Annotated in this window: 10 protein-coding genes; 7 read left to right on the forward strand and 3 right to left on the reverse strand. The window is 71.0% G+C overall.

The features are described from left to right. The first annotated feature begins 94 nt into the window (after positions 1-94). From ACZ52R_RS11565 to ACZ52R_RS11580, 4 genes are all read left to right on the forward strand, one after another. On the forward strand, positions 95-4435 hold the full coding sequence (locus tag ACZ52R_RS11565) for a polymorphic toxin-type HINT domain-containing protein (RefSeq protein WP_465753382.1): 4341 nt from the start codon (positions 95-97) through the stop codon (positions 4433-4435). Then, positions 4435-4809: a hypothetical protein gene (locus ACZ52R_RS11570; RefSeq protein WP_465753383.1), complete on the forward strand. Its 375-nt coding sequence runs from the start codon at positions 4435-4437 to the stop codon at positions 4807-4809. Before ACZ52R_RS11565 ends, ACZ52R_RS11570 begins: the two co-directional genes overlap by 1 nt. Before the next feature lie 284 nt (positions 4810-5093). Beyond that, complete coding sequence (gene malQ / locus ACZ52R_RS11575) at positions 5094-7181, forward strand: 4-alpha-glucanotransferase (RefSeq protein ID WP_465753443.1); 2088 nt, start codon at positions 5094-5096, stop codon at positions 7179-7181. An 87-nt stretch (positions 7182-7268) separates the two neighbouring features. Continuing rightward, the gene (locus tag ACZ52R_RS11580) at positions 7269-7496 is read left to right on the forward strand and encodes a hypothetical protein (protein WP_380653591.1); all 228 of its coding nucleotides are present in this window, start codon (positions 7269-7271) and stop codon (positions 7494-7496) included. Positions 7497-7615: 119 nt separating this feature from the next. Here ACZ52R_RS11580 and pepN read toward each other — a convergent pair whose 3' ends face one another. Next, positions 7616-10195, reverse strand: a complete 2580-nt coding sequence (gene pepN, locus ACZ52R_RS11585; protein ID WP_465753384.1) for an aminopeptidase N — start codon at positions 10193-10195, stop codon at positions 7616-7618. Between the two features lie 226 nt (positions 10196-10421). Then, the gene (locus tag ACZ52R_RS11590; RefSeq protein WP_465623103.1) at positions 10422-12104 is read right to left on the reverse strand and encodes an outer membrane protein assembly factor BamB family protein; all 1683 of its coding nucleotides are present in this window, start codon (positions 12102-12104) and stop codon (positions 10422-10424) included. Positions 12105-12690: 586 nt separating this feature from the next. Between ACZ52R_RS11590 and ACZ52R_RS11595 the strand changes: the two genes are divergently transcribed. The 3 genes from ACZ52R_RS11595 to ACZ52R_RS11605 all read left to right on the forward strand — a co-directional run bounded on the left by ACZ52R_RS11595 (position 12691) and on the right by ACZ52R_RS11605 (position 17784). After that, on the forward strand, positions 12691-13869 hold the full coding sequence (locus ACZ52R_RS11595; RefSeq protein ID WP_360506180.1) for an ROK family transcriptional regulator: 1179 nt from the start codon (positions 12691-12693) through the stop codon (positions 13867-13869). A gap of 313 nt (positions 13870-14182) precedes the next feature. Next, positions 14183-16087, forward strand: a complete 1905-nt coding sequence (gene dxs, locus ACZ52R_RS11600) for a 1-deoxy-D-xylulose-5-phosphate synthase (RefSeq protein WP_360506177.1) — start codon at positions 14183-14185, stop codon at positions 16085-16087. A 170-nt stretch (positions 16088-16257) separates the two neighbouring features. After that, a complete protein-coding gene (locus tag ACZ52R_RS11605) occupies positions 16258-17784 on the forward strand; it encodes an ArnT family glycosyltransferase (RefSeq protein ID WP_465662601.1) in 1527 nt (508 codons plus the stop codon). Positions 17785-17896: 112 nt separating this feature from the next. Here the strand turns inward: ACZ52R_RS11605 and ACZ52R_RS11610 are convergent, their stop codons facing one another. Continuing rightward, positions 17897-20026, reverse strand: coding sequence for a 3-hydroxyacyl-CoA dehydrogenase NAD-binding domain-containing protein (locus ACZ52R_RS11610; protein ID WP_360506171.1), 2130 nt, complete (start codon positions 20024-20026; stop codon positions 17897-17899).

Here is a 20026-nt window from a genome sequence, read left to right on the forward strand (position 1 = left end):
GACCGTCTACGACAACGGCGACCCGACCCACCCGGAGCAACTGCTCTGCACCTCGTTCGAGTACGCCGCCGGCCCCGGTGGCGCATCCACGCAGTTGGCCTCGCGCACCCTGGTCCTCAAGGGCGCCTGCGGCCAGACCGCGACCAAGGACAACACGGTCGCCGACACCCGGGCGTACTTCGACGGCCTGCCACTCGGCCAGTCCGGCGCCAAGGCCGAGCAGACCTCGACCGAGGTCCTGGAGCGCTACGACACCAACGGCAAGCCGGTCTACCGGGCCACCGCCAGGGCGAGCTTCGACGCTTACGGTCGAGTCGTCAGCACCATCGACCCGACCCGCACCGACGCCACCCACCCGACCGGCGCCGAGACCAAGACCGCGTACTCCCCGGCCGCCGGCCAGCTGCCTACGGAGGTCACCCACACCAACCCGGTGGGTTGGCAGACCGTCAGCACCCTGGACGTCGGCCGCGGCTCACCGCTCAAGATCAAGGACGAGAACGGCCGGATCAGCGAGCAGGACTTCGACGCCCTCGGGCGCGCGCTGGCCAGCTGGAGTCCGGGCAACGACCGGGCCAAGAACCCGAACCGGCCGAACCGCAAGATCTCCTACTCGGTCAACGGCACCAACGCGCCCTCGCAGGTGCTCAGCCAGGCGTTGATGGGGGGCCTGAGGTACACCTCCAGCTTCACCATCTACGACGGCCTCGGCCGCGTCCGGCAGACCCAGGCCAGCACGCCCTCGGGCGCCATCGGCCGTATGGTCACCGACGCGCTGTTCGACTCGCACGGCTGGCAGACCAAGACCAGCGCCGCCTACTACAACGACGAGGCGCAGCCCAGCGGCCAGCTCTTCCTGCCCAACGGCGGCGTGGAGCCGGACAGCAAGATCCCCTCCCAGACCGTTCAGAAGCTCGACGGGATGGGCCGGGTCGTCGACTCGATCTTCCAGTCCTATGGCATCGAACAGTGGCGCACCCACACCGACTTCGTCGGTGCCGATGAGGTCCGCACCACTCCGCCGGCCGGTGGCTACGCCTCCGCGACCATCACCGATGCCCGCGGAAACACCATCGCCCTGCGCCAGTACAAGGACAACACCCCGACCGGTGCGTACGACGAGACCACCTACGGCTACACGCCGGACGGCAAGGAGGTCTGGCGCAAGGACGCGGCGGGCAACCAGTGGACGTACGAATACGACCTGCTCGGCCGCCCGGTGAAGACCACCGACCCGGATTCGGGCATCGGAACGACGTCGTACGACGACAGCAAGAACCTCGTCACAGCCACGGATTCGCGCGGCAAGAGCGCGACCAGCGTCACCGACCTCCTCGGCCGTACCGTCGCGGCCTACGAGGGCACGACGGTCGACCCGGCCAAGCAGGTCGCCGCCTGGACCTTCGACACCCTCGCCAAGGGCAAGCCGACCGCCTCGACCCGCTACGTGGGCGGGGCGAGCGGGGACGCGTACAAGTCGGAGGTCACGGGTTACGACATCGGGTACCGCGAGACCGGCGCGAGGACGACCATCCCGGCCGTCGAGGGCGGACTCGCCGGCGTCTACCAGACCGACAACACCTATGACGCGGGCGGCCGTCTGGAGACCTCGACCCTGCCGGACGTGGCCGGCATGGGTCGGGAGAGGCTCAGCTTCACCACCGACTCAGGCGGCCAATTCGTTGGCCTGGGCAGCGTCTTCGGGTACGACCCGTCTACGACCTACGTGGCCGATGTCCGCTACGACCCGTACGGTCGGCCGTACCGCACCACCGTGGGCGGCGCAGGCGCTCAGGTGGTCGCCACGCTGGACATCGACAACGCCACCGGCCGGGTCGCGCGCTCGATCCTGGACAAGCAGACCGCCGAGACCGCCCACGTCGACTCGGTCGACTACACCTACAATCCCCTCGGCCAGGTCACGTCGGCCCGCAACGCGCAGGACGGCGAGATCGCCGACCTGCAGTGCTTCACCCACGACTACCTCGGGCGCCTTACGCAGGCCTGGACCGACACCGGGACCCAGACCACCAGGCCCCAGCCCAGCGTCCCCGGCGTCGGTGCCTGCGCCAACACCGACGGACCGTCGATGGACGCCGACAAGCCGAGCGTCGGCGGACCGGCCCCGTACTGGCAGCAGTACGAGTACGACCTCGTCGGCAACCGCACCAAGCTGGTCCAGAAGGACGTCAACGGCGACACCACCAAGGACGTCACCACCACCCAGACCTTCGGCACCGGCCCCAACACCCCGTCCACCGACCCGAAGACGGGCGGCGGCACCGGCGGTCCGCACGCGCTGATGAAGTCCACCCAGACCGGCCCGGCCGGCACCGCGGTGACCTCCTACACCTACGACGCCACGGGCAACACCACCTCGATCACCGACACCCCGGGCACCAGGACACTGACCTGGAACGCCCAGGGCAAGCTCGACCAGATCACCGGTACCGGCCAGAGCGGCGCCACCAGCTACCTGTACGACCTGTCCGGCAACCAGCTGATCCGCCGTGACCCCGGCAAGGTCACCCTCAACCTGGGTGCCGACCAGATCACCTTGGACACCAACACCAAGGCCGTCACCGACGTCCGCTCCTACGCGGCGTCCACCGGCCTCTCCATCACCCGCACCACCACCAACGGCACCTCCACGCTCGCCTACCAGGGCGGGGACCCGCACGGCACCAACGGCGTCCAGTTCGACGCCGCGACGCTCACTCACGTCCGTCGCCCCACCGACCCCTTCGGCAACGAGCGCGGCACCCAGCCCGAGGCGGGTGTCTGGGCCGGTGACAAGGGCTTCGTCGGCGGTACCAAGGAGAAGACCACCGGCTTCACCCTCCTCGGCGCCCGCGAGTACGACTCCACAACGGGCCGCTTCATCAGCCCCGATCCCATCACCGACCCCGGCGACCCCCAGCAGTGGAACGCCTACGCCTACGCCAACAACAGCCCGATCAACAAGTCGGACGCCAATGGCCTGCGCCTTGAGTGCGACCAGGCCACCGAGTGCGCCGGCTGGCACACGGACTCCCACGGCGAAACCACCCAGGTGGACGTCGTGGAGAAGCCCACGGCTGAGGTGCAGAAGGCCCGGCAGGCCGTGGAAGAGGCGGACCACGTTGTCAGGGTCAACAAGAAGAAGCGCGAAGAACTCGTCAACAAGGTGGTCGACATCGTCGGCGACCTGATCGGCTTCAACGACGCCCGCGACTGCTTCACCAAGGGCGAAGTGATGAGCTGCATCAACACAGCGCTGAACGTGGTGCCGTGGGGAAAGATCGCCAAGGCTGTCAAGGCCGGCATCGAGGCGCTCAAGATCTATAAAGAGATCAACAAGATCTACACGGCTATCCGGAGCGGCGAACGAGTCGCCAAGGAAGCCGAAGCCGGCTTGGTCGCCGCCAAGACAGCCGCAAGCGAAGCCCATGCAGCTGAAAAGGCAGCAGCCAAGGCAGCGGAAGAAAAAGCAGCAAAAGAATCAGCACCCGATGCGCCCGGCACAGAGCCCAAGGCCGCAGCCAAGGAAGCCGACGACTCGGCGGCCGCCAGCTGCACGTGGCGCCCCAACAGCTTTCCGACCGGCACCCAGGTCCTGATGGGGGACGGCACCCTCAAGCCGATCGAGGACATCCACGAGGGCGATGTCGTCATGGCGACCGACCCCCAGACCGGCGAGACCCACCCCGCGCCCGTCACCGCGACCATCACCACCCCCGACGACAAGGACTTCACCGACCTCACCCTGACCGACGACGCCAACCCGCGCGGCCCGCCGGCCGCTAACCAGGCGAAGATCACCTCCACTCACCACCATCCCTACTGGAGCGAGACCCGCCAGCAGTGGGTGGATGCCGGTGAACTCACCCCCGGCGAACACCTCCGCAAGCCCGACGGCACCACCCTCACCATCCAGTCCGTCCGCAACTACCCCTACGCCGTCACCACCCACAACCTCACCGTCAACCGGCTCCACACGTACTATGTGCTGGCAGGAGCCTCCCCGGTTCTCGTTCACAACTGCGGCGACGGGGACGGAACGGCGACGGTCAACTGGGATCCTGACATCGGGGCGCGAGGACATGCGACCATCTCGGTGAAACCGGATGGCGCCCGCCGCCCGCTTGAGACGGAGCAGGTGGTCGACGCCCCGCCGGGTACGGAGGATTTCACCGGCTACCCCACGTCGGCCCAGGTAGCCACCGAGCCGCTGGGACCGAACACTCAGCAGTTGACGTTCCGGGTTCCCAACGTCGGGGCTGCGGTCCGGAAGCAGCTCAAGTCGGTTGGCGCGGACCTGGGCGCGTACAGCTACGGAACCAACAGTTGCGCTACCTACTGCGTGGCCATTCTGAGAGCGGGTGGGGTCGACATACCTGCCGGTAGGGCCGGAGCTGCGAGACTCGCTCGGATGCTGAGGGAAATGGGGAACTGATGCTGGACGAGGAAGAGAACTGGAACGCCGTGCTGGCTGGAATTCTGGTGAGTCGGAGGATCGGTCCGAGGCACGTGAAGCTAGTGGGTGATCTCATTTCAGTCACCGCTCAGCTGGACATGGCCGCACAAGGCCGTCGGCCTGGTTGCGAGCTGGACAGCCTCATCGAGTACGACGAGATGATCGGTCCACTGGAAGACGCCTACCGGACCACCTGGCGGGCGGTGGAGGCCGCGTCCAGCAGGGAGCAGCGCAATTCGGAGCTCCAGAAGCTCGCGACTGCGCTGGCGGCGGCAGTGGAGGGCATCGCGGATTTCGCCCGTCAGCAGGGTGTCGCGGTGCAACTCTACGGTTTCGATGGCCCTCGGACGTAGGCCTGCGGGGTCCAGTTCAGCCCTTCGAACCGGACCCCACGTCCCAGCGGATGAGGCTGTTGTTGTTCGTTGTTCCGGACGAATTCCGGAGGTGAGAGGCCGGAGTTCTCGATCGATCCCCGGCCGACAGGGTCGCAGCGCGACGCAGGGGTCTTGGCCCTCGTGTCGCGCTGGGTGATCGAGGTGTCACCCGGGTAGGACTTGGGGAGTCCTGACCGGGCGTTGCCGAGACATCGCAGGAGCCGCGAGTGGCCGCTTACCACGACAGTGACGGAGCCGAGCAGGTGCCGGCGCAGGATGCTCCGCCGCCGCCTGCCGAACTGGTGGCGTTGGCGCAGGCGTACGGGGTGGATGCCCGGTATCCGGGGCCTGGCGGGCAGGGGGTGGGGGCGCGGACGCTGGTGGCGGTGCTCGCGGCGTTGGGGGTGGCGGCCGGGACGCCGGGGGAGGTGCGGGAGGCGCTGGAGCGTCACCGGGCGGAGCAGCAGGCCCGGTTGCTGCCGCCGTGCGTGGTGGTCCGGCAGGGGCGGCGTACCGCGCTGGACGTGCCGGCGGATGCCCGGCTGCGGGTGGAGTTGGAGGGCGGGGGGAGTTGGGAGCTGCCGCGCGGGCACTCGCACTGGCTGCCGGCTGATCTGCCCCTCGGGCGGCACACGCTCAAGGTGGAGACCAGTGAAGGAAAGGCCCAGGCGCGGCTGATCGTCGCCCCGCAGCAGGTCCCCCAACTCCCGGGCCGCAGCTGGGGGTTCCTCGCCCAGATGTACTCCGTCCTGTCCGACCGTTCCTGGGGCATGGGTGACCTCGGCGATCTCGCCGAGTTGGCGCAGTGGGCGGGTGCGGACCTCGGTGCGGGCTTCGTGCAGATCAACCCGCTGCATCAGGGACTGCCCGGCGCCCCGTCCGATCCGTCCCCCTACCGCCCGTCCTCACGCCGCTTCGCCGACCCGGTGCACCTGCGGATCGAGGCCGTCCCCGAGTACGCGTACCTGACTGCGGAGCAACGACAAAGGGCCGAGGAGCTGACCCGCCGGGCCGTCCGCCTGCGTGAGGAGGTCCTCGGGCACGACGGCCTGATCGACCGCGACGCCGTCTGGGCGCTCAAGCGCGAGGCCCTGGAGCTGCTGCACGAGGTGCCGCGCGGGCCCGGCCGGCAGGCCGCGTACGAGGCGTTCCGGCGCCGCGAGGGCGAGTGGCTGCGCCGGCACGCGCTGTGGAGTGCCCTGGCCGAGGTGCACGGCGCGGACTGGCACCACTGGCCGAAGGGCCTGCGTCACCCGGACGGCCCACAGATCGAGCAGGCGGAGAAGGAACTCCAGGAGCGGGTGGAGTTCCACCGATGGCTCGCCTGGCAGGTCGACCAGCAGCTCGCCGACGCCCAGCGCGCCGCGCGCGAGGCCGGGATGCCGGTCGGCCTGATCCACGACCTCGCGGTCGGCGTGCACCCGGACGGCGCGGACGCCTGGGCGCTGCAGGACGTCCTCGCCGGGGGCATCTCGGTGGGCGCCCCGCCGGACGCCTTCAACGCGCACGGCCAGGACTGGGGCTTGCCGCCCTGGCGCCCGGACGCGCTCGCCGAGGCCGGCTACGCCCCGTACGCGGAGCTGCTGCGGGCGACGACACGGCACGCCGGGGCGCTGCGCATCGACCACGTCATGGGCCTCTTCCGCCTCTGGTGGGTACCGGCCGGGCACCCGCCCACCGAGGGCGCCTACGTCCGCTACGACGCGGAGGCGATGCTCGGGGTGCTGGCCCTGGAGGCGCACCGGGCCGGGACGGCGGTGATCGGCGAGGACCTCGGGACGGTCGAGCCGGGCGTCCGGGAGGAGCTGGCGGCGCGCGGTGTGCTCGGCACCTCGGTCCTCTGGTTCGAGCGGGACTGGCAGGCCGGCGGCGGCATCCTGGCCCCGGAGCGCTGGCGGCCGGGCTGTCTGGCCACTCTCACCACCCATGACCTGCCGAGTACCGCGGCCCGGCTCTCCGGTGAGCACGTCGAGCTGCGTCACCGGCTGGGCCTGCTGGCCCGCCCGCTGGGGGAGGAACAGGAAGAGGCGGCCGGGGAGCTGGCGGACTGGCGGGCGGAGCTGGCCGAGCTGGGGCTGATCACCCCGGGCGAGCCGCTGTCGATGCCCGTGCTGTACCGCTTCCTGCGGGCGACTCCGGCGGAGCTGGTCGGCGTCTGGCTGCCGGACCTGGTCGGGGACCCGCGCCCGCAGAACCTGCCGGGCACCTGGGACCAGTACCCGAACTGGCGCCTCCCGGTCGCGGACGACGCGGGCGACCCGGTCACCCTCGACCGCCTCGCCACCACCCCCACGGCCCGCCTCCTCGCCCACCTCCTCGCCCCGCCCAGGCCCCACGACCCGTCCCGTTGACCGCCGGAGCCCGACGCCGGTCGGCCCCCACCCCACCAGGCCGACCCCGACGCGCGCCCTCCCATAAGCGGCGGGTAAGTTGGAAACGTGGACAAGAGGAACGCTTTGCGAGCCGGCGCGGTCTCCGCAACGGTCACGCTGATGATGCTGCTGTCGTCGCCCGCCATGGCCTTCACCAGGGATGACGGTGACGACCCCGGTTCCGGCCTGAGCGTCGGCCAGACCCTCGGCCTGTACGTGTTTCTCCCGATCGTCGCCTTCGTGGTCATCGCGGCGCTGGCCGGTCTGCCGTACGGCAAGGGCAAGAAGAAGTAACCACCGCGCCCGAAGGTCCACCAGGACCCGCGCGACCCGCACGACCCCGAAGGGGCGCCGGACGATCCGTCCGGCGCCCCTTCGGCGGTTCCAGCCTCAGTCGAGAGGCGCAGAGCCGGTCAGCGGCTCCCGGCCGCCCGGTCCGCCGCCTGGGCCTTGAGCGCGCGCTCGACCCCGGCCCGCGACTCGACGACCTGGCGTCGCAGCGCCGGCGCCGGCTCGGCCGAGGCCAGCCAGGCGTCGGTGGTCTCCAGCGTCGCGGCCGTGACCTGCAGCGCCGGGTACAGCCCGACGATGATCTGCTGCGAGATCTCGTGGCTGCGGGTCTCCCAGATGCCCTTCACCGCCGCGAAGTACTTCTCCGCGTACGGCGCGAGCAGTTCGCGCTGGTCGGACTGCTGGAAGCCGGCGATGACGGCCTCCTGCACGTAGTTGGTCAGCGTGTCGGACTCCACCACCGACGCCCAGGCCTGCGCCTTGGCCTCGGCGGTCGGCCGGGCGGCGCGGCAGGTGGCCGCGTGCTCCTGGCCGGCCGCGGTGTTGTCGCGCTCCAGCTCGGCGGCGATGAGGGCCTCGTCCGCGCGGCCGGTGGCCGCGAGGCGGGTGAGCAGCGTCCAGCGCAGCTCGGTGTCGACCGCGAGGCCCTTGATCTCGACGGAGCCGTCCAGCAGCCCGGCGAGCAGCTCGAGCTGACCGTCCGTGCGGGCGACCGAGGCGAGGGCGCGGGCCCAGGCCAGCTGGTGGTCGCTGCCGGGCTCGGCGGCGCGCAGGTGTTCCTCGGCGGCGGCGGCCCAGCGGGAGAGGCCTTCCTCGCGCCAGTCCGGGTCGGTGTACCCGTCGAGGGCGAGCTTGACCTGGCGGTGCACGGACTGCACGACGCCGATGTCGGACTCGCGGCCGATGCCGGACAGCGCGAGCGCCAGGTAGTCGCGGGCGGCGAGTTCGCCGTCGCGGGTCATGTCCCAGGCGGAGGCCCAGCACAGCGCGCGGGGGAGCGAGTCGGTGAAGCCGCCGAGGTGCTCGGTGACGACGGCCAGCGAGTCCTCGTCGAGCCGGATCTTGGCGTACGAGAGGTCGTCGTCGTTCAGCAGGACGACGGCCGGGCGGTGACGCCCGACCAGCTCGGGCACCTCGGTGCGCGGGCCGTCGACGTCCAGCTCGATCCGGTCGGTGCGCACCAGCGCGTCGCCGTTCAGCTCGTACAGGCCGACCGCGATGCGGTGCGGCCGCAGCACGGCCTCGCCCTTGGCGCCGGCGGGCAGCGCGGGGGCTTCCTGCAGCACGGCGAAGGACTCGATCTCGCCGTCGGTGTTCAGCGTGATGGCGGGGCGCAGCACGTTGATGCCGGCGGTCTCCAGCCAGGACTTGGACCAGGCCTTGAGGTCGCGGCCGCTGGCCTCCTCGAGGGCGCCGAGCAGGTCGCTGAGCCGGGTGTTGCCCCAGGCGTGGCGCTTGAAGTAGGCCTGCACGCCCTGGAAGAAGGCGTCCTGGCCGACGTAGGCCACCAGCTGCTTGAGCACCGAGGCGCCCTTGGCGTAGGTGATGCCGTCGAAGTTGACCTGGACGTCCTCCAGGTCGTTGATGTCGGCCATGATCGGGTGGGTGGACGGCAGCTGGTCCTGCCGGTAGGCCCAGGTCTTCATCTGGTTGGCGAAGGTGGTCCAGGAGTTCGGCCACTTGGAGCCGGGGGCCTCGGCCTGGCAGACGGCCTCGGCGAAGGTGGCGAAGGACTCGTTCAGCCAGAGGTCGTTCCACCACTCCATGGTGACGAGGTTGCCGAACCACATGTGGGCGAGCTCGTGCAGGATCGTCGCGGCGCGGGACTCGTACGCGGCGTCGGTGACCTTGGAGCGGAACACGTACTGGTCGCGGAGGGTGACGGCGCCCGCGTTCTCCATCGCGCCGGCGTTGAACTCCGGGACGAACAGCTGGTCGTACTTCGCGAACGGGTACGGGAAGTCGAACTTCTCCTGGAAGTAGTCGAAGCCCTGCTTGGTGACCTCGAAGATGGCCTCCGGGTCGAGGAACTCGCGCAGCGAGGGCCGGCAGTAGATGCCCAGCGGCACCTTCTGCTCACCGTTCTCGTAGCTGTCGAAGACGCCGACGTACGGGCCGGCGACCAGTGCGGTGATGTAGCTGGAGATCCGGCCGGTGGGCTCGAACGTCCAGACCTGGGTGTCGCCGTCGCCGACCGGGGTCGGGGTCGGCGAGTTGGAGACCACGACCCAGCCCTTGGGAGCGGTCACGGTGAACGCGAACGTGGCCTTCAGGTCGGGCTGTTCGAAGGTGGCGAAGACCCGGCGGGCGTCCGGCACCTCGAACTGGGTGTACAGGTAGGTCTCGCCGTCGACCGGGTCGACGAACCGGTGCAGGCCCTCACCGGTGTTGGTGTACGCGCAGTCGGCGACGATCCGCAGCTCGTTCTCGGCGGCCAGGTTCGGCAGCGGGATGCGGCTGTCGGCGAAGCTCGCCGGGTCGAGCGAGACGCCGTTGAGGGTGATCTCCTCGACGCTCGGGGCGACGAGGTCGATGAAGGTGTCCGCGCCGGGCGTGGTGGCGGTGAACCGGACCACGGTGGTGGACCGGAAGGTGCCACCGTCGCGGGCCGAGCCCAGGTCGAGCTCGATGTCGTACGCGTCCACGCGGAGCAGATCGGCCCGGGTGCGGGCCTCGTCGCGGGTCAGGTTTGTGCCGGGCACTCGCTGCACTCCTTTGTCAGGCTGATGGTCCGAATCCTCGCATGTCCAACGCATCGGACCGCCGAAAATTCACGGGCGGGACGGGCCCGGGCTGTTCGCCCGTGCCCGCCCCGCCCGTGTGCGGTCGCGGCCTCATCGGTCACTACGTCATCGGCCGCGCCCGCGTCGGCCACGTCCGCGTCCGTCGCGCCCGCGTGGGCCGCGACGAGGGGTCATGCCCCCGGCGTCACTTCTTCCACTTGGTCAGCGGACCGTCGGTGGCGCTGTAGCGACGGAAGGCGTACACCGCGCTGCCGTCGTCCGAGATGAGGTACTCGGAGGTGCTGGTGCCGATGTCCAGGCCGTTCGGCATCGCGATGGTGCCGATGTCGGTCATCGAGCCGTCGGTCGGGGAGAGCGTCACCAGGCGGGCCGGCTTGTCGTAGCCCTGCTCGACGACGGCGCGGACCTTGCCGTCCTTGTCGGTGCCGGAGACCAGGCGCATGTCGTTGCTGGCCGAGGTGGCGGCGGCCGCCCACAGGCGCTTGCCGGTGTTCAGGTCGTAGGCGTTGATGCCCGGCTTGGTTCCGCTGACCTGGACGTACAGCGTGGAACCGCTGACCACGTTCCGGGTGAGGGCCTCGCCCTGGCCGGACAGGCGCAGGCTGTCCGAGCCGGGCTCCTTGACGGACATCTGGTTGCCCGGCTTGTTGTCCTTGTCGAACGGCAGGATGTAGTCGCCCTGCGGGCCGCTGGACATCAGCAGGACGAGCGGCTTGTCCTGGACGACCTGGTCGACCTCTTCGATGCTGCCGGTCAGGGTGATCGGCGTGCTGGCCGCCTTGCCCGTCTCGGCGTTCACGATGACGAGCTGGGACTTCGGGCCGCTGCCGCCGTAGCAGCGGTCGCTGACCGCGATCTGGGCGCCGGCCGCCCGGCCGTGCAGGCTGCAGTCCTTGTCGCGCGGCTGGAACTGCCAGGCCGCCAGGCCGTTGGCGATGTTCAGGGCGCCGACCGTGCTGCCGCCGATGGCGACGACGTTGTCGGTGACGCTCAGGGTCGGCGAGGACATCCGGTCGGCCGAGGCCTTGACGCTCCAGAGCAGCTTGCCCTGGTTGAGGTCGACGGCGCCGATGGTGGAGCAGTCGCTGTCACCGGTGTTGAAGGCGATGGCGGCGATGCCCTTGGAGTTGGCCCCGTACGAGGCGGTGCAGATCTCCTTGCTGCCGGCCGGGACGGGGATGGTCCAGGCCTCCTTGCCGTCCGTCAGGTTGTAGGCCTTGACGCCGCTGCTGTCGACGCGGATGGCGAGCTTGTCGGTGCCCCAGACGCCGAGCATCTGGTTCGAGCTGTCCGTGTTGGCGCCCTTGGGGGCGCTCCAGGCGACGTTGAAGGTGGCGCCCTTGACGACGGGACCGGGGCTGGTGCCACCGGAGCCGCCGTCGGTGGTGCCGCCGTCGGCGACGGGGCCCGGGTTCGGGCCCGGCGTGGGGGTGGGGTCGTCCTTGAGCAGGACGACCAGGGCGGCCACGATCGCGATCGCCAGCACACCGCCGATGATCCCGCCCCACAGCATCACGGGGTTGCGCTGCTTGGGCGCGGTGGGAGCGGCGGGAGCGCCGGGGTAGGTGTACCCGGGCTGCTGCTGCGGGAAGGCGTAGCCGCCGGTGGTGTAGCCCTGCCCGCCGTCCTGGCCGTACGGGGCACCGGCCACCGGGTCGTACGGACCGACCGGCGGGTCGTACGGACCGACCGGCGCACCGGCCGGCGGCGGGGCCTGCGCGGGGAAGCCGCCGGCCGCGGTCGGCGCGTACGCCGCGTAGTCGGCGCCACCGACGGGCGGCTGCGCGGGCGGTGCCGGCGGCTGTGCGGGCGGCGGCCCGGCGGGCGCGGCCGGGCCCGGGATGGCCGAGCCGTCGAGCTGAGTCATCTGGTCCGCGACGGCGGCCGGATCGACGCCACCGCCTGGCGGCCGTCCGAACGAGACGCCCCGGTTGTCCTGCGGACCGTTGCCGGGCGTTTCGCCTGCCCCCGGCGTAGGGTGATCCCCTGCCATCTGATTCCCCGTCATGTCTGGAAGCGTCCCCGCGCCGGTACCGTTCCCGGTTCCGGTGGGACGGGTGAGAATTGGGCACCATGCTAGTGGTGTGTGGTTTTCGGCCGCCGCCAGGACCGCCGAACCCCGTCCTCGCAGGTCCCGGCCGTGCAACACCTTCACCCCCCGATCACCCGGCCCCCACCCCCGACACCGCGGCGTGACCCCGGGCCCCTCCCCCCACGGCCCGGCCCCCCCCACACCCCGGCACCACCCGGCCGAACGCCCGGCGCCCCACCCCACTCCCCGCCCCCACCCGGCCGAACGTCCGTCCCCACCCCGCCCCCACCCGGCTCCCCGGGCTGTCACTTCCCGCACCCGACCGTCCCCGTCGACACCCCCACCCCCGCCCCTGGGCCGTACCCTTCAGGAGTTGAAGGGGACACCCGGCGGAGGGTTCCCCGCCCTGGGAGGGTGGATCATGTCGACGGACACACCGGGCTCGCAGTCATCCCTGCACCGGGCGAACCTGGAGCGGGTGCTGCGCGCGGTGCGGATGGCCGGCTCGCTGACCCAGGCCGAGATCGCCCGCAGCACCGGCCTCTCCGCGGCCACCGTGTCCAACATCGTGCGGGAACTGAAGGCGAGCGGCACCGTCGTGGTCGCCGACACCTCCTCCGGCGGCCGCCGGGCCCGCAGTGTCTCGCTCAGCGGCGACGCCGGCATCGTGGTCGGCATCGACTTCGGCCACACCCACCTGCGGGTCGCGGTCGGCAACCTGGCGCACCGGGTGCTGGCCGAGGAGAGCGCCCCGATCGACGTGGACGTCTCCGCCCAGCAGGGCTTCGACCGGGCCGAGGCGATGGTCGAGCGGCTGCTGGCGCAGGCCGGGTTCCGTCCGGACAAGGTGATCGGTGTCGGCCTCGGCGTGCCCGGCCCGATCGACGTGGAGACCGGCGCGCTCGGCTCCACCGCGATCCTGCCCGGCTGGACGGGCATCGCCCCCGGCCGGGAGCTGGGCGAGCGGCTCGGCATGCCGGTGCACGTGGACAACGACGCCAACCTCGGTGCGCTCGGCGAGCTGGTCTGGGGGGCCGGCCGCGGGCTGAGCGACCTCGCCTACATCAAGATCGCCAGCGGTGTCGGCGCCGGCCTGGTGGTGAACGGCCAGATCTACCGCGGCCCGGGCGGTACGGCGGGTGAGATCGGGCACATCACCCTGGACGAGGCCGGGCCGGTCTGCCGCTGCGGCAACCGGGGCTGCCTGGAGACCTTCGTCGGCTCCCGCTACCTGCTCTCCCTGCTCGCCTCCACCCTCGGCCCGGACCTCTCGCTCCCCCGGGTGGTCGAGCTGGCCCACCAGGGCGACCTCGGCTGCCGCCGGGTGATCGCCGACGCTGGCCGGCAGATCGGTACCGGCGTCGCGACCCTGTGCAACCTGCTCAACCCGCGCCGGGTGATCCTCGGCGGCGACCTCGCCGAGGCCGGTGAGCTGGTGCTCGCCCCGATCCGGGACTCGGTGGCCCGCTACGCCATCCCCAGCGCCGCCCGGCAGCTGTCGGTGGTCCCCGGCACCCTCGGCGGCCGGGCCGAGGTGCTCGGCGCGCTGGCGCTGGTGATGAGCGAGATGGGCGAGTCCGGAGCCCTGGGCCGCGCCTAGCGCTGCCGGTCACCGCCCCGAAACCGACCTGAAGGCGGACCCGAAGGCGACCGCCCCGAAACCGACCCGAAGGCGACCGACATAAAGGCGATCGAACGCCTGTCCGTCAATGCGGCGTGACCCGCACCCCCCGGCCGACCTCCCGGAATGGCGATAACCGAACGGTGGCACCGGGCGCGCCGCTCGGTGTCCGGCAAGCGGACATTAGACTCGACCGGTCGGTACCGGCCGCGACCGCCGGCCTGCCGCCGGACCGGGCAGCGACGCCCGTCGGACCGCCCGCGGTCCGCGAACACTGAACGAGGAGGAACGGGTGGCCCTGCTGACCCGCATTCGGGGACCGCGCGATCTCGACCGGCTCACGCCCGGACAGCTGGCCGCACTGGCCCAGGAGATCCGGACCTTCCTGGTGACCGAGGTCTCCAAGACGGGCGGACACCTCGGGCCCAACCTCGGCGTGGTGGAGCTCACCATCGCGCTGCACCGGGTCTTCGACTCGCCGCGCGACCGCATCCTCTTCGACACCGGCCACCAGAGCTACGTCCACAAGCTGCTCACCGGCCGCCAGGACTTCTCACGGCTGAAGATGAGCGGCGGCCTGTCCGGCTACCCCTCGCGCGCCGAGTCCGAGCACGACGTGATCGAGAACTCGCACGCCTCCACGGTCCTCTCGTACGCCGACGGCCTGGCCAAGGCCAACAAGATCCAGGGCAAGGCGGACCCGGTCGTCGCCGTCATCGGTGACGGCGCGCTCACCGGCGGCATGGCCTGGGAGGCGCTCAACAACATCGCCGACGCCAAGGACCTGCCGGTCGTCATCGTCGTCAACGACAACGAGCGCTCGTACTCGCCGACCATCGGCGGCCTCGCCAACCACCTCGCCACGCTGCGCACCACCCAGGGCTACGAGCGCTTCCTCTCCTGGGGCAAGGACGCCCTGCAGCGCACCCCGGTGGTCGGCCAGCAGCTCTTCGAGACGCTGCACGGCGCCAAGAAGGGCCTCAAGGACTTCATCGCCCCGCAGGGCATGTTCGAGGACCTCGGCCTCAAGTACATCGGCCCGATCGACGGCCACGACCTGACCGCCCTGGAGTCCGCGCTGACCAAGGCGCGCGGCTTCGGCGGCCCGGTCATCGTGCACTGCCTCACCGAGAAGGGCCGCGGCTACCACGCCGCCGAGAACAACGACGAGGACCGCTTCCACGCCGTCGGCGTGATCCACCCGGACACCGGCCTGCCGGTCAAGAACTCGGGCAAGGACTGGACCTCGGTCTTCGGCGAGGAGATGGTCGCGCTCGGCCACGAGCGCGAGGACATCGTCGGCATCACCGCCGCCATGCTGCACCCGGTGGGCCTGGCCCCGTTCGCGGAGGCCTTCCCGGACCGGACCTTCGACGTCGGCATCGCCGAGCAGCACGCCGTGACGAGCGCGGCCGGCCTGGCCACCAACGGGCTGCACCCGGTCTTCGCGGTCTACGCGACCTTCCTGAACCGGGCCTTCGACCAGGTCCTGATGGACGTCGCCCTGCACAAGCTGGGCGTCACCTTCGTACTGGACCGGGCCGGGGTCACCGGCACCGACGGCGCCTCGCACAACGGCATGTGGGACATGTCGATCCTGCAGGTCATCCCGACCCTGCGGATGGCCGCCCCGCGCGACGCCGACCAGCTGCGCGCCCAGCTGCGCGAGGCCGTCGAGGTCAAGGACGCCCCGACGGTCGTCCGCTACTCCAAGGGCACGGTCGGTGCGCCCGTCGCCGCGGTCGGCCGGATCGGCGGCATGGACGTGCTGCGCGCCGCCGAGGAGCCCTCGGGCACCCACCGCGCCGACGTGCTGATCGTCTCGGTCGGCGCGATGGCCCCCACCAGCCTGGAGGTCGCCGACCTGCTGGCCGCCCAGGGCGTCACCGCCACCGTGGTGGACCCGCGCTGGGTCAAGCCGGTGGACCGGGCCCTGCCGGGCCTGGCCGCCGAGCACCGGGTGGTCGTCACAATCGAGGACAACGGCCGGGTCGGCGGCGTCGGCGCCGCCGTGTCGCAGGCGCTGCGGGACGCGGACGTGGATCTGCCGGTGCGCGACTTCGGCATTCCGCAGGAGTTCCTGGACCACGCGAGCCGGAACGAGATCCTGGCCGAGATCGGCCTGAATGCCCCGGACATCGCCCGCAAGGTGACGGCCCTGGTCGCCAGCCTGGACGCGGCGCCGGTCGACGCCTGACCGGAGGTCGTCACAAGGAACGACCGCCTGATTCCGACAGGTGATGGGCCGTTCCGGCGACGACCGTTCGTCCTAACTCTGTAACAGTTCGTCACGGAACAAGCTGACAATCGTACTGAAAGGCGGGACCGGCGCCGCCCGCGCCGATCCCGCCCGGTAGGTTGTCAACCGTGCCGACCCCCACCCGCATCCGCCCCGCCGGACTGGCCGAGCGCCTGCCCGAGCGCGTCCGTACCCACGTCCGAACCGGGTACTGGACCAGGCTGGTGCCGGTTCTCGCGCTGGTCGCGCTGGTCACCCACATCCCCTCCTTCGCCCGGCCCGTCTGGAGCCCGGACGAGGGCTTCCTGGCCACCCAGGCCCGGATGCTGGCGGACGGCGGAGTGCTGTACGACACCGTGGTGGACCGCAAGCCCCCGCTGCTGCCCTGGCTCTACCAGGCCTGCTTCGCGGTCTTCGGCTCCGCCTCGCTCTGGCCGCAGCGCACCCTGGCCGTGGTGGCCCACCTGGTCACCGCGATCCTGCTGGCCTCGATCGCCCGCGGCCGCTGGGGCAACCGGGCCGGCGCCGGCGCGGGCCTGCTCTACCTGCTGGTCTCCATCGGGCTCTCCCCGGAGGACACCCAGGCGGCGACCTTCGAGGTCTTCATGCTGCCGGCCATGGTGGCCGCCTTCCGGTACGCCGAGCGGCGCCGCTGGCTGGCCGCGGGCATCGCGGTGGCGCTCTGCTCGCTGACCAAGCAGACCGGCGGCGCGGTGCTGCTGCCGGTGCTCTGGATGCTCTTCCAGGACACCCGTCGGCGCGGGGTGCGCTGGCCGCCCGCGCTGTTCAAGATCGGGTTCGGTTTCATCCTGCCGATAGCGCTGGTCGCGGTGATCCTCACCAAGCCCAAGGGCTTCCTCTTCTGGGTGGTCACCGGCAGCGGCGACTACGCCTCCTTCGGGGGCGCCTGGCTGCAGATGGCCGGCCGCGCGCTCGGCAACTCGGCCATCCTGGCCGTGGCCGGCCTGGGCTTCCTGCTCCCGGTCGGGCGCCGGCTCTGGCTCAAGTACCGCCACCGCCCGCTGCCGGTGGCCGGCGAGGAGCACGGCTCGACCACCGACCTGTGGGTCTGGCTGGTCTCCTCGGTCGTCGCGGTCAGCGTGGGCTTCCACTTCTTCGGCCACTACTACCTGCAGCTGATCCCGCCGCTGGTGCTGCTGGGCACCGGGGCGGTCGCCACCTCGGCGATCCGCTGGAAGCCCGTCCTGCTGTACACCACGGTCGCCGCCACGGTGTTCTGGGGCCTCGCGCTGGCCTGGCCCGGGGAGCGGCTCAACCGCACCACCGAGGTCGCCACCGCCGTCGCCGCCCAGACCACCCCCAAGGACACCGTGCTGGTCTGGGGCATGCACCCCGAGCTGTACTGGCTGGCCGACCGCAAGCCCGCCAGCCGCTACCTGACGGCCGGCTTCCTCACCAACTACAGCGGCGGCAAGGACGGCAGCGCCAACGTCGGCGAGCAGTTCAGCGTCTCCAACGCCTGGCAGACCTTCGACAAGGAGCTGGCCAACGGCCTGCCCGAGGTCGTGGTCGACGACTCCGGCGTCGCCCCGTACCAGCCGGTCATGGTCCCGCGGATCGAGAACCTGCTGGACACCCACTACGAGATGGTCGGCGTCTTCGCCGACACCGTGGTCTACCGCCTCAAGCACTGAGCCCGCAGCCCCCGCACACAACGGCTGAGCCCGCACGCGACGACGGAGTCGCACACGACGACGGAGCCCCGGTGACCACCAGGTCACCGGGGCTCCGTCGTATCGCCGGGCCTTACGCGGGCACCGAGGCCACGCCGGGGGCCAGGAACGGCTTGCCGTTCACGCGCTCCGAGATGCCCTCACGGTCCAGGTACGGGGTGATCCCGCCCAGGTGGAAGGGCCAGCCGGCACCGGTGATCATGCAGAGGTCGATGTCCTGCGCCTCGGCGACGACACCCTCCTCCAGCATCAGGCCGATCTCCTGGGCCACGGCCTCCAGGGCGCGGGCGCGGACCTGCTCCTCGGTGAGCACCGAGTCGCCGAAGGTCAGCAGCTCCAGCACCTCGGGGTCGAGGACCTGCTGGCCGTCCGTCCAGGTGTAGAAGCCGCGCTTGCCGGCCTTGACGACCTTGGCGAGGTTCTCGGAGACGGTGAACCGCTCCGGGAAGGCCCCGCGCAGGGTCTCCGAGACGTGCAGGGCGATGGCCGGGCCGACCAGCTCCAGCAGCACGATCGGGGACATCGGCAGGCCGAGCGGCTCGACGGCCTTCTCGACGTCGGCGATCGGGGTGCCCTCGTCGATGATGCTCTGGATCTCGCCCATGAAGCGGGTGAGGATCCGGTTCACCACGAACGCCGGGGCGTCCTTGCACAGCACCGAGGTCTTCTTCAGCTTCTTCGACACGGCGAAGGCGGTGGCCAGCGACGCGTCGTCGGTGTTGTCGCCGCGGACGATCTCCAGCAGCGGCAGGATCGCGACCGGGTTGAAGAAGTGGAAGCCGACGACCCGCTCGGGGTGCTTCAGCTTCGAGGCCATCTCGGTGACCGACAGCGAGGAGGTGTTGGTCGCCAGCACGCAGGTCGGCGAGACCACGTTCTCCAGGTCCGCGAAGACGGTCTGCTTGACGCCCATCTCCTCGAACACGGCCTCGATGACGAAGTCCGCGTCGCCGAAGGCGGCGGCCTTGTCGAGCGAGCCGGAGACCAGGCCCTTGAGACGGTTGGCCTTGTCCTGGCCGATGCGGCCCTTGGAGAGCAGCTTGTCGATCTCGGCGTGGACGTAGCCGACGCCCTTGTCGACGCGCTCCTGGTCGATGTCGGTGAGGACCACCGGCACCTCCAGACGACGGGCGAACAGCAGCGCCAGCTGCGAGGCCATCAGGCCGGCGCCGACGACGCCCACCTTGGAGACCGGGCGGGCCAGCGACTTGTCCGGCGCGCCGACCGGGCGCTTGGCCCGGCGCTGCACCAGGTTGAAGGCGTAGATGCCGCTGCGCAGCTCGCCGCTCATGATGAGGTCGGCCAGGGCCGCGTCCTCGGCGTCGAAGCCCGCCTGCAGGTCGGCGTCCTTGACCTGGGCGATGATGTCCAGCGCCTTGTAGGCGGCCGGCGCGGCGCCGTGCACCTTGGCGTCGGCGACCAGACGGCCCCAGGCGACGGCGTCGTCCCAGGCCTTGCCGCGGTCGATCTCCTCGCGGGCGACGACGACCTCGCCCTTGAGGACCTTGGCGGCCCACAGCAGCGACTGCTCCAGGAAGTCGGCCGGCTCGAAGATCGCGTCGGCGATCCCCAGCTCGAACACGTCCTTGCCCTTGAGCTGCTTGTTCTGGTTCATCGAGTTCTCGATGATGACCTTGATCGCCTTCGAGGGGCCGATCAGGTTCGGCAGGATGCTGCAGCCGCCCCAGCCCGGGACGAGGCCCAGGAAGACCTCCGGCAGCGAGAACGCCGGGACGCCCGCGCTGACCGTGCGGTAGGTGGCGTGCAGGCCGACCTCGACGCCGCCGCCCATCGCCGCGCCGTTGTAGAAGGCGAAGGTGGGGACGGGCAGCGCGGCGATCCGCTTGAAGACCTCGTGGCCGCCCTTGCCGATGGCCAGCGCGTCCGCGTGCTCCTTGAGCAGCTCGACGCCCTTGAGGTCGGCGCCGACCGCGAAGATGAACGGCTTGCCGGTGATCGCGGCGCCGACGATCTTGCCCTCGGCGGCCTCGGCCTCGACCTGGTCCAGCGCGGCGGACAGCTTGAGCAGCGAGCCCGGGCCGAAGGTGGTCGGCTTGGTGTGGTCGAAGCCGTTGTCCAGGGTGATCAGGGCCAGCTTGCCGGCCTGCAGCGGCAGGTCCAGGTGGCGCACGTGGGCGGTCGTGACGACCTCGCCCGGGAACAGCTCGGCGCCGTGCTGGAGCAGCTCAGTGGTGTTGCTCAT

The sequence above is a fragment of the Kitasatospora sp. NPDC034023 genome (genome assembly GCF_055575795.1).